Raw genomic sequence first — 11,630 nt, forward strand, 5'->3', positions numbered from 1 at the left:
CTGTTTTATTGTTCCAGTAACTGAATGCCGGTTTTGGTGAAGGCGATCTTCTGCTGTTTGTACAAGGCGCCGGTTACCATTTTGAATGTTTTTTTGCTCATGCCAAAGAAGGCGTAGATCTCTTCCGGGTCAGACTTGTCGTGGTACGGCAGGTAACCATTGTTTTCCTGCAGCAGGCGGAGCACTTTCCCGGTTTCGTCTTCCACCCTTCCGTATCCCTGCCGGCCGGGCACCACGTCTATCTTGTTATCGTCTTTGATGGCTTTGATGAAGCCCTGGAAACGGTCTCCGATGTCCATGGGCCTGAACTGGTCCGCAAAGTGCAGCACGCCCGTGTGCCGGTTGTTGATGATGGTCACAAAACCGATGTCTGTACGGCGGTAGATCACCAGGTCTACCACATCTTTTTCTTTTACCGTCAGGTCTTCGTTGCTGAGGTACTGATCTATTTTTTCAGTAGCGGCAATACGGCCGGTGAGCTTGTCTATATAGATCATCACCAGGTATTCCTGGCCTTTGCGCATTTTTGAAAGCTGCTGGGATTTGGGCACAAAGAGGTCTTTCATCAGGCCCCAGTCCAGGAAAGCGCCCTGGTCCGTAACATCTACGGCTTTGAGGCTGACAATATCCCCTGCAATGCCGAGGGGTTTTTCCGTGGTGGCAATGAGGCGGTTCTCGGAATCGTGGTAAAGGAAAACTTCCAGCTCGTCACCCGGCCGGGTGCCTTTCGGCACGTACCTTTTAGGCAGGAGGATCTCCTGTTCCCCGCCGTCGAGGTATACACCAAAATCCGCTTCCTTCTTCACTTTTAAAGTATTGTACGCGCCTACCTGGATCATAAATTCGCTTTATTGACCGCAAAGGTACAATAAAATAAGTCTTGCAAAATGGGAAAGATGCTACATATGCTTTAAATAGCGTATTCATAAACAACTAATAAATATGCGCTGAATAATTGAAACACATATTATTAGGCGCTACCGATTATTAGTGCTACCTTCGGCTCCTTATTTTTTATAATTCTTTTACACAATGGAACAAAAATTCACAGGAACTGTAAAGTTCTTCAATGAAACAAAAGGTTTTGGCTTCATCAAGCATGATGAATCCGCCAAAGAAACTTTTGTACACGCAAACGGCCTCATTCATGAAATTCAACAGGATGACCGTGTTGAGTTTGAACTGCAGGAAGGCAGGAAAGGCATGAATGCCGTTAACGTTAGACGTATTGATTAAGCTTGCTTAAAATATGTTTTACCGGCCGGTCTTTTTGACCGGCCTTTTTTTTGCCCAGCCTTTTTGCCCTTGATGTTCGGGCCTCTTTATCAGAACTGCTTCAAACTCCCCGGCCGGAAGCTCCACTCCGGCGTAACCAGCGTTTGTGCTACCGGCGTGCTGTACCAGGGGCTGCCGGCATTGGCGGGATTGTTGAGGATATGGATGCTTTGCGCCGGCATGTAACTCTGCGCCAGCAGGTACCGGCGCTCCCCCGCCCCGTTCGCCGCCACATCTACCACAATAACCGCATGCCCGGGGGCGCCGCCCTGGATGAACACATGGCCGGGCATTACGGCCGTGGCCGGTTTCAGCTCCCGGCTGAGAGACAGGGTGCCTGCCCAGGCAAAAACCGCTTCCAGGTATTGCAGGAACACCTGCCGGTTTTCCGCAGGGGCTGCCGTGCGGCGTTTTACCAGGCGGCCTTGCCGCAGGCCATAGCGGATACCGCTGCGCCAACCGTCATAGTCCATCAGCGTACCGTCTGTAGCGCGGAACGCGATCTTGCTGAATTGTTTATGCTCATAAAGATATTCCGCGTAGAGGCGCATCACGGCGTCCGCGCATTGCTGCAGATCTTTGCTGCCCACAGATACGTCCAGCACGGCAAACTGCGCCTGCTGGTCCTGCTTTTTCCGGCCGTTGAAAAGATAGACCGTATTGTCTTCTTTCAGCGGCACGGCGCGCAGCCACGCCCCGAAAGTACCGGGCGGCTGGCTAACGCGGGTGAAGCCGGGAGGAAGGGGGATGGAAGCAACCGTGCGGGAGGGCGGCGTGGCCGGTAGCGGTGCAGCGGCCGGGTGCTGCGCTATATCCTCATTAGCCGGAGAAGGCACCTGCCATTCAACAGGCGCACCGGCCGGTGCCGGGCGCTGCGCTATATCCTCGTTAGCCGGAGAAGGCACCTGCCATTCAACAGGCGCATCGGCCGGTGCCGGGTGCTGCGCTATATCCTCAATGGCCGGAGGAGGCGCCTCCCGTTCAACAGGCACAGCGGCCGGTGCCGGGTGCTGCGCTATATCCTCAATGGCCGGAGGAGGCGCCTGCCATTCAACAGGCGCACCGGCCGGTGCCGGGTGCTGCGCTATATCCTCATTAGCCGGAGAAGGCACCTGCCATTCAACAGGCGCACCGGCCGGTGCCGGGCGCTGCGCTATATCCTCAACAGCCGGAGAAGGCACCCGCCGTTCAACAGGCGCACCGGCATGATGCCCCGCGAGCGCACCGCCCGGCGCCGCAACAAAAGCGGAAAAGAGAAACAAAACGTACTGCATGTAAAAAAGATGCCCGCATCCCTCATTTCCATATGCCTTTCTTTTTTTCTGTACCGGAAAATATTAATAACTTGATTGCCGCATCCACGGTACTATCATAAAACGAATATGATATGAAAAACACCCTTACCCTGCCAGCCGCGCCATTGCAGCACCCCGCCTGGGCCTCGGCCCCATTCACCCTCCTGCAGCCCCTCCGCAGCCGGGCCTTGCTCATTCTTTTTTGCGGCGCCTTCAGTTTCCTGTTCATGTACATCTTTTCGCCTTTTAACATGAACCAGTGGTACAAGGGCGGCCCGCAGCCCGTTACCGGCGTGTTTGGCATATTTTCCCTGTGCGGCATGACCGGCCTGGCCATTTCCCAGTTCGGGCTGATGCGGCTGAAGGGGCGCAAACCTTTCACCTGCCTGCAATATGCGGCATGGCTGGCGGGCGAAGTGCTGCTGGTGGCCCTGGTGGTAAATATTGTGAACGTTTCCATGCATGACTACCTCCAGTACTCCTGGCTGGAGTATACAGATACGCTCAAGTTCACCTTCGGGGTGATGGCCCTCCCCTACGCCATAGCCCTGCTCTGGTTCTACAACCGGGCCAAGGTGGCGGAACTGGCGCAGCGCGCCCGGCAACAGGAAAAAGATACCTGCCTGCACATCAGCGACGAATACGGCAAACTGGCTTTCAGCCTGCAGCCGGAGCAACTGCTGCTGCTCAAGGCGGAAGACAATTACGTGCAGCTCTTTTACCGGCACGGGCATACCGTCCGCAAGGAGCTGATCCGTAACTCGCTCAAAAAACTGGATGGGCAACTGGCCGGCCAGGGGTTTGTGCGCGCCCACCGCTCCTACATGGTGAACCTCTCTAAAGTGATCTTGTTCCGAAAAAATGCCAAAGGCTACTACCTGCAGGTAGATGGCATGGAGGAGGTAACGGTGCCGGTATCCGTGTCTTACCTACCGGCCTTTCTGCAGCGGTTCACCCCGCCCGGCTGATTTCACCCCGCATACCCCGTTTTTCACCCCAAAACGGCCAGCAGTAACGGTTGGCTGGCGGTATTTTCTCTAATATCGCCCATATCAACCAACGCTGCCCATGTACAAACTGATGCTACTGACCGCCCTTTTTATGCCCACCCTGCACGTTCCCCTGCAGGCGCAGCAGGTTATTTACGGCAATGTGCAGAACAGTGAAACGGGAGAAGGTGTGCCGGCCGTGTCTGTAAAAGCCAAAAACACGCCTAACGGAGACTATACCAACAACCAGGGGAACTTCCGGTTCCATACCCGCGCCGCCCTGCCGCTTACCCTGGTATTCTCTTCCCTCGGTTTTGCCACGCAGGAGGTGGTGGTGACCGGCCCGGGGGCCGTGCAGGTAAAACTGGCGCCCGCCTCCGTGTTGGGCGCTGAAGTAGTGGTATCCGCCAGCCGCAACGTACAGCGGAAAATAGAATCGCCCGTTACCATTGAGCGGATAGACAACAAAGACATTGTCAATTCCGCCCAGCCCAGCTACTACAGCATGCTGCAGGGGCTGAAGGGAGTAGATGTCACTACCTCCAGCCTCACCTTCACCACCGTAACCACCCGCGGCTTCAATACCTCCGGCAATACCAACTTTACCCAGGTGGTAGACGGGATGGACAACCAGGCCCCCGGCCTCAACTTTCCGCTGGGCGCGGCCATTGGGCTTACGGAGCTGGACGTGGACAACATAGAAGTGCTGTCTGGCGCCTCCTCCGCCCTGTATGGCTCCCGCGGGCTGAACGGCACCATGGTGATGACCGGCAAAGATCCATTCAAATACCAGGGCCTCAGCATACAGGTCACCCAGGGGGTGAACCATCTCAAAAAAGGTAAGGGCAACGACCCCATGGGGCCGTCTCCGTACTACGACTGGACGGTGCGCTGGGCCAAAAAGGTGAATGACCGGCTGGCGTTCAAGGTCAACGCGCAATACACTCTGGCCAAAGACTGGATGGCCGCGGATACCAGCAATACCAACGGCCCGGGCAACCGGTATACAGACCCCAATTACAACGGGGTGAACATGTACGGCAGCAAAACGTCCGTAGACATCAACCCCTTCCTGGAAGCGGCGCTGGCCATGGACCCTTCGCTGGCGCCCATCATTGACCCGCTGCTGGCCAGCCCGTCCAATTACGTGGCGCGCACCGGTTACGCGGAATATGGCTACCTTAGCAATGAAGCCAAACTGCTCAAGTTGAATGCGGAGCTGCGCTATAAGATCAGGCCGAAACTGGAAGCTGTTGTTTCCGGCACTTACGGCGAGGGCAACGCGGTATACAGCAACGATACCCGGTATGCACTGACCGGTTACAAGCTGGGCCAGTACCGCGCCGAGCTGCGGGGCGAGCAATGGTTTTTGCGGGCGTACACCACCCGGGAAAACTCCGGCAACACCATTATTGCCAGCCCCACCGCCCAGTTGCTGAACGAAGTCTGGAAACCCAGTTTCAACCCTGCTACCATGGACGGCTGGTACCCGCAATATACCGGCGCGCTGCTGCAGGCACTGGCCACGGGCAGCACGCTGCAGAACGCCCACCTGGCCGCCCGCAGCTTTGCGGACCAGGGCCGCCCCGAGGCCGGGAGCCCCTTCTTCAACCACCTGAAAGACAGTATAGCCGGGCTGCCCACGCCGCAGGGCGGCACCCTTTTTCAAGACCGGAGCAGGCTTTATAACACGGAGCTGCAATATAATTTCAGCCGCCTCATCCCTTTCGTGGAAGTTATTGCCGGCCTCAACTACCGCCTCTACCGGCTGGATTCCAAAGGCACGCTCTTCCCGGATACGGAAGGGCCCATAGATGTGGCCGAGTACAGTGCGTACGCCCATCTTTCAAAAAAACTGGTACAGAACAAACTTAAGCTGGGCGCCGCTTTCCGGTACGATAAAAATACCCTCTTCGAGAAACCGCGCGTTACCTCCCGCCTCTCCGCCGTGCTGGAAACGGCCAAAGAAAACTACCTGCGTTTCTCTTACCAGAACGCCTACAGTTTTCCTTCCAACATCCAGTCTTTGCAAAGCACGCTCACAGATTATAATACTTACGCTTCCGGCGGCAGCGCCCGCCTGCTGTACGGGGAGTACGGGTTCAACAAATACCCGCCCTACCTGCTTACCAGCGTAACGGCATACCAGCAAAGCAACGACCCTTCCCAACTGGAACGTTTCAGCCTCAGCGATATCAAGCCGCAGTCCGTAGACGCGTTCGAGCTGGGCTACTCCGCCCTGTTTGCCCGCTGCGTGCTGGTAGATGTGCTGGGGTATTATTCCACCTGGAAAAACTTTATCGGTTATGTGAACGTGGCCAATACGCCCGGCACGGACGATGTTACGGCGTTCAAGGAACGCAGCCGCTACGTGGCCTACAACATTGCGTACAACGGCGCGGAAACGGTGAATACCTACGGTTACGCCGCCAGCGTGAGCGTAGACCTTTCCCGCAACTACCTGGCCAGGGCCAATTTTTCTTCAGACTTCCTGAAGAACAGGAACAACAGCCAGATCAATAATTTCAACACGCCCAACTGGAAGTTCAACGTGGAGTTCGGCAATACCGGGCTGGGCAAGCGGCAGCAGCTCTCGTTCAATACCAGCCTGCGCTACCGCCCCGCTTATTTTTACGCCATCGGGTTCGCGGCCGGTACCATACCGGCCAATGTGGTGCTGGACGCGCAGATCAGCTACAAGCTGCTGAAAGCCCGTTCCCGCATCAAGCTGGGGGCCACCAACCTGACCAACCGGTACTATTACAACGGCTTTGGCAGTCCGGCTATTGGCGCGGTGTATTATGCCACGCTGGCCTATAATGTATTCTGACATAAAAACATGCTGATATGAAATATTACGTAGCCGCACTGGCCCTCCTTGCAATGGCAGGCTGTACCACCGCCCCCGGCGGCAAGGGAGATTACGCCACGGTGCTCACCTTTGGCCCCGGCCAGGAAAGCCAGATCGTGGAAGCCTTTTTGTCCCTGAAAGACAGCAGCAGCATTGAGCTGAAAGAAGGGCAATACCATTTTGACAACCTGAGCCTGGTGCAGCTGAAACATGTACGCATCCAGGGCGCGGGGCCAGACAAGACCATCCTTGATTTCAGCGCCCAGAGCCAGGGCGGCGAAGGCATCAGGGTGGCCGAGGTGAAAGACTTCCACATTGCGGGCCTTACCCTGCGGGATTCAAAAGGAGACCTGCTGAAGATCAACAAAAGCGAGAACGTGACCATCACCAACCTGCATGCCGTCTGGTCCAGGTCAGACTCTGCCAGCGGCGGCTACGGCATTTACCCGGTGCTCTGCAACAACGTGCTGGTAGAGAACTGCTATGCGCAGGGCGCTTCAGACGCGGGCATCTACGTGGGGCAAAGCAACAACGCCGTAGTGCGCAAATGCAAGGCCTACAAGAACGTGGCCGGTTGTGAAATTGAGAACACCACGCATGCGGAGGTATATGATAACGAGTTTTACGGCAACACCGCCGGCTTCCTCGTATTTGACCTGCCAGACCTTTCCCAGCGCGGCGGGCATGTAAAAGCATACAACAATTTCATTCATGACAACAACGAGCGCAACTTTGCCAAGGCCGGCAGCTTCGGCACCACCTGGGGCGTGGGCAATGCCGCGCCCGGCAGCGGCGTGATCATACAGGCCACTTCCGATGTGGAGCTGTACAACAACCGCATCATCAATAACAATTCCAGCGCCATCATCCTCGTGTCCGGCTTTTTTGTGGATGCCAAAGCGGGAGACAAGATCAATAACGCCTACTTCCCTGTTTCCAAAAACATCATGATACACAACAACACGCTCGAAATGGGGCCCGCCTTCCCGGAACCGGTGTACAACCACCATACCGGCAAAATACTGGTTGCCATAGAACAAAAGCTGGGCGCCAGGATACCCATGATCGTGTATGACGGTATCAGCACCAATATACTGACCGGCGGAACACTGCAAAACCCTGACTCCATCTGCATCCGCCAGGCGGGAGATCATTTGTTCGTGAACGTGAACGCGCTGCAGATGGGCGCCAAAGACTGGCGCCCCGGCACAGACATGACCGCTTTTAACTGCCAGTGACCATGAGAAAAAGTATTGTGATATTGGCCCTGTGGCTGGGCTTTGGCTGTAACAACCCTCCACCGCCCGCCGCATTTGCCTTCCGCGAAAAACTGTCTGACTACGGTTTCTTCACCGGCCCGCTCAAAAACCTGCGGCCCGCAGCAAGCATATTACCGTATGAGCTGGGCACGCCCCTGTTCACAGACTATGCCGTGAAAGACCGCTTTATTGTACTGCCGGCCGGGAAAGCCATGCAGTACCGGGATTCCGGTGTGCTGAACTTCCCCGATTCCACCTTCATCATCAAGAACTTTGCGTATACGGACACGTTGCGGCAGAAAGTGATGATAGAAACGCGCCTGCTGTTCAAAGACCCGGCAGACCAGCAATGGAAAGTGATGAACTACCTCTGGAACGATGAGCAAACCGAAGCCGTCAAATGGATCACCGGCCAACGCGTGCCCATTACCCTGCTGGATGACCATCAGCAGCGGGTGGCCACCACTTACCAGGTGCCCAACACGAACGATTGCAAGCGCTGCCACTCCAATAACGGCCGGCTGCTGCCCATTGGCCCCCGGGCGCGCAATGTACACTATAACCGCCAGCTGGAAACCTGGGCCGCCAACGGCGCCCTGCAAGGCTTACCCGCGCAGGCAAAAGCGCTGCCGGTATGGACGGACAGCGTGCAGTATACGCTGGAGCAGCGCGCCCGCGCCTACCTGGACGTTAACTGTGCGCATTGCCACACCAAAGGCGGCGATGCGGACAACACCGGTCTCTTCCTCGAATACGAACAAACCGCGCCCAACCACCTGGGCCTGCTGAAGCGGCCTGTTTCCGCGGGCAACGGCGCGGGCGGGCTCGATTTCGATATTGTACCGGGCCATGCGCAGCAATCCATACTGGTACACCGCATGAACAGTACAGAGCCCGGCACGGCCATGCCAGAACTGGCCCGCACGCTGGTACACCGGGAAGGGCTGGCCCTCGTTACCGCCTGGATCAACAGTTTGCCGGAAGAGCGGTAGGCGGTCAGATGTTCCCGGCCGGAGTAAAAAAGGCCGCCTCCTCCCGGAAGCGGCCTCTGCATATTTACGATAAACTTAGTTATTTTTCAGGTACCAGCACTGCCTTGAAGTAATTGGCCCCGCCCAGGTATTTAACGGCGGCGGCTTTTACGCTGGCCTCCGTTACCTGCTGCAGGCGTTCCGCATGGCGCAGCACGCTGAGGGGATCTTCATTGGTTTTGAGCTTGGAGGTGATGTAAGACAGCCAGAAATTGTTTTCCCGCAGGCTTACTTCCATGGCCCGCGCGCTTTCCGCGCGGAACTTCTCAATATCCACCGCGGTAGCGCCTTCTTTCTTGATCTTCTCTATCTCGTCCAGCGCGGCATTGACCAGCTTGTCTACATTGGCGGATGCGCAACTGAAAGAAATGGTAAGGTTGTAATAAGGCTGGGGGTACTTTTCGTAGCTCACGCCTACCCTGGGGCTGTACACGCCGCTTTCCTTTTCGCGCAGGCGTTCCAGCACCTTGAACTCCAGCACATCGCTCAGGGCGCTCAGCTGCAGGTTATTGTCTGCCGCATAGTCATAATCCCCATGGAAAAAGAGTTTCACCTGCGCCTTGTCTTCAATGCCTTTCTTCACAATGCGGGTAACGTTGCCGGTGAGCGGTTTGCCGCCGCGGTCCGCAAACTTCTCTTTACGGCCGGTGGCGGGCAGGCCGCCCAGGTAGGTTTCCAGCAGGGGCTTGATCTTTTCCACTTCAAAATTGCCTACAAATACGAACGTTTGGCCGCTGGCATCTGCAAAGCGGTCTTTGAAGAACGCAAAGGAACGGTCAAGGCTGATCTGGTCCAGCTCCGCCAGGGTGGGCTTGCGTTCACGCAGGCTGTTGGAAGACATCACCGAGGTGATGGTATCTCCGTATACGCTTTCCGGGCTGTCATCCGCGTTCTGCAGGTATACCCTGAACTCGTCCATGTTCTTTTTAAAGAGAATGGGGTCTTTACGCGGGTTGGTGCCATGGGCGTATACCAGCTGCAAGGCGGTTTCCAGGTCTTTGGGAGAAGCGGAGCCGCCGTAGCCTTCATACAGGCTGCTGATGTACACGGAGCCGTTGGCGGTGCTGCCGGCCAGCATTTTGCGCAGCTGGGTGTTCTCAAACTCCCCGATGCCGTCTCCGCCAATGTTGCCGGCGTAGTTGGTGGCCATGTAGTCTCTATCTTCCGCCAGAGACATGCCGCCTTCCGCAAAGGAAGAGAAAATGATCTGGTCGTTCTTGAACGTAGTGGGTTTCAGGTACACCTTTACGCCGTTAGACAGGGTGAGTTTGGTTACGTCTATGCCTTCAATTCTTTCTTCGGCGGTTACCTTGCCGGGTGTGGGTTTCTTTTCCAGCAGGGGTTTGTTCACGCCCGCGTCTACGTAGGCGGTAAGGCCTTTGCCGGAGTTGCGCAGCGCGTCCAGCAACTGGGCGTCTGCGGGCAGTTTGGCCTTGTCTTTCTCAGGCGCCTGTGCAATGATGGTGATGTTTTCGGGCGTCATTATTTTTTTGGCAAACTGGTTCACCTCTGCCAGCGTGATCTCGCTCAACAGCTGTTTGGTCAGCGTGTAGCGGAAATCAGGGCTGAGTATGGGTGATTTGTACATGAAGTTTCTCAGGTACGTTTGCACAAAGGCGTTGGAGTTGATCTTGTCTTTTTCGCGGTAGTTCTTTTCATTGCCGGCTTCCATGTTCTTTTTCACTACTTCCAGTTCTGACGCCGTGAAACCGAATTGCGCCATGCGCTCTGCTTCCGCGGCCACGCCGCTGAGGCCTTTGGCCAGCTCGCCGGGGTCTTTGGTAACGGCCACAATGGTAGCGGCGTCAATGCCGGGCACCATGCCGCCCTGGTAGGCGCCATAGCTGAACTGCCCGTCTACAAAGGGCGCGGTACCTTTCTGCTTCAGCTCCTGTATGCGCGCGCCGATCATGGAATTGATCATGCTGGTGATAATGCCCTTGCGCACGTCCGCCACGCCGCCGGTCTCTTTATACCGGTGACGGATAAAGGCGATGACCACGTTGTAGGGAAACTCCTTGTCTGTTACCTGTTTTACCACCGGCTGCTTGTTGTCAGGCAGATCGTACCGCTGGTGCGGGCGCGGGTTGGCGGGGTTGGCAAGCGGGCTGAAGTTCTCCCTGATCAGCGCTTCCACCTGTGCCACGTCAAAGTCTCCCACCGCTATTACCGCCTGCAGGTTGGGGCGGTACCAGTCTTTATAGAACTGTTTGATCTCGTTGTGCTGGAAGTGCTGGATAATGTCCAGCTTGCCGATGGGGATGCGCTCCGCGTAACGGGAGCCGCCCAGCAGCACCGGCAGCAGCTCTTTCTGCATGCGCGATTGCGCATTTTTGCCCCGCTGGCGGTCTTCTTCCACGATCACCCCTCTTTCCTCGTCAATGTCATCATTTTCCATGCTTACATAACCCGCCCAGTTGGCCAGTATCTTGAAGCCGTTCCTGAACAGGGCGGCGCTGTCTGTAGGAATAGGCAGCTGGTACACCGTCTGGTCAAAAGACGTATAGGCGTTAAGGTCAGCCCCGAACTTCACACCAGCTTTCTGCAGGTAGTTGATCAGTTCGTTCTTCGGGAAATCTTTGGTGCCGTTAAAGGCCATATGTTCCGTAAAGTGGGCCAGGCCCTGCTGGGCATCTGTTTCCATAAGGGAGCCTGCTTTCAGGGCCATGTACAGCACCGCCCTGTTCCTGGGCTCGCTGTTTTTCCGGATGTAATAGGTGAGGCCGTTGGAGAGTTTGCCGATCTTCACATCGGGGTCTGCAGGTATGCTGCCGATGGCAGATTTAGCGGCGGCCTGTTTGGGTTTGGGCTGCGCCTGCGCCTGGGTGAAAGATACCTGTAGAACGCTTGCTGCCGCAAGCGTCAGCAGTAGAAAATTTCTTTTCATAAATGGTGTTGGTTTATAGATTTTGTGCGGGCAAAGCCGCCTC

8 protein-coding genes are annotated in these 11,630 nt (G+C 56.1%); 5 read left to right on the forward strand and 3 right to left on the reverse strand.

All coding sequences use genetic code 11. The features are described from left to right. Positions 1–5 precede the first annotated feature (5 nt). On the reverse strand, positions 6–839 hold the full coding sequence (locus D3A97_RS21370) for a CvfB family protein (protein ID WP_119080575.1): 834 nt from the start codon (positions 837–839) through the stop codon (positions 6–8). 193 nt (positions 840–1,032) lie between these two features. Here D3A97_RS21370 and D3A97_RS21375 point away from each other — a divergent pair, with 193 nt between their 5' ends. Next, positions 1,033–1,236 (forward strand): cold-shock protein, encoded by a 204-nt coding sequence (locus D3A97_RS21375; protein ID WP_119080576.1) that lies wholly within the window; start codon positions 1,033–1,035, stop codon positions 1,234–1,236. A gap of 89 nt (positions 1,237–1,325) precedes the next feature. Here D3A97_RS21375 and D3A97_RS21380 read toward each other — a convergent pair whose 3' ends face one another. Then, on the reverse strand, positions 1,326–2,549 hold the full coding sequence (locus tag D3A97_RS21380) for a DUF4846 domain-containing protein (protein WP_119080577.1): 1,224 nt from the start codon (positions 2,547–2,549) through the stop codon (positions 1,326–1,328). 113 nt (positions 2,550–2,662) lie between these two features. Here D3A97_RS21380 and D3A97_RS21385 point away from each other — a divergent pair, with 113 nt between their 5' ends. From D3A97_RS21385 to D3A97_RS21400, 4 genes are all read left to right on the forward strand, one after another. Next, the gene (locus D3A97_RS21385) at positions 2,663–3,538 is read left to right on the forward strand and encodes a LytR/AlgR family response regulator transcription factor (protein WP_119080578.1); all 876 of its coding nucleotides are present in this window, start codon (positions 2,663–2,665) and stop codon (positions 3,536–3,538) included. 100 nt (positions 3,539–3,638) lie between these two features. Continuing rightward, positions 3,639–6,389, forward strand: coding sequence for a TonB-dependent receptor (locus D3A97_RS21390; protein WP_119080579.1), 2,751 nt, complete (start codon positions 3,639–3,641; stop codon positions 6,387–6,389). A 17-nt stretch (positions 6,390–6,406) separates the two neighbouring features. Beyond that, positions 6,407–7,648 (forward strand): parallel beta-helix domain-containing protein, encoded by a 1,242-nt coding sequence (locus D3A97_RS21395; protein ID WP_119080580.1) that lies wholly within the window; start codon positions 6,407–6,409, stop codon positions 7,646–7,648. Between the two features lie 2 nt (positions 7,649–7,650). Then, a complete protein-coding gene (locus D3A97_RS21400; protein WP_119080581.1) occupies positions 7,651–8,661 on the forward strand; it encodes an SO2930 family diheme c-type cytochrome in 1,011 nt (336 codons plus the stop codon). A gap of 79 nt (positions 8,662–8,740) precedes the next feature. Here D3A97_RS21400 and D3A97_RS21405 read toward each other — a convergent pair whose 3' ends face one another. Further along, positions 8,741–11,587: a M16 family metallopeptidase gene (locus D3A97_RS21405; RefSeq protein WP_119080582.1), complete on the reverse strand. Its 2,847-nt coding sequence runs from the start codon at positions 11,585–11,587 to the stop codon at positions 8,741–8,743. Between the last annotated feature and the right edge of the window lie 43 nt (positions 11,588–11,630).

It is taken from the genome of Chitinophaga alhagiae, from assembly GCF_003568665.1.
In the GTDB taxonomy this organism is placed as follows: domain Bacteria; phylum Bacteroidota; class Bacteroidia; order Chitinophagales; family Chitinophagaceae; genus Chitinophaga; species Chitinophaga alhagiae.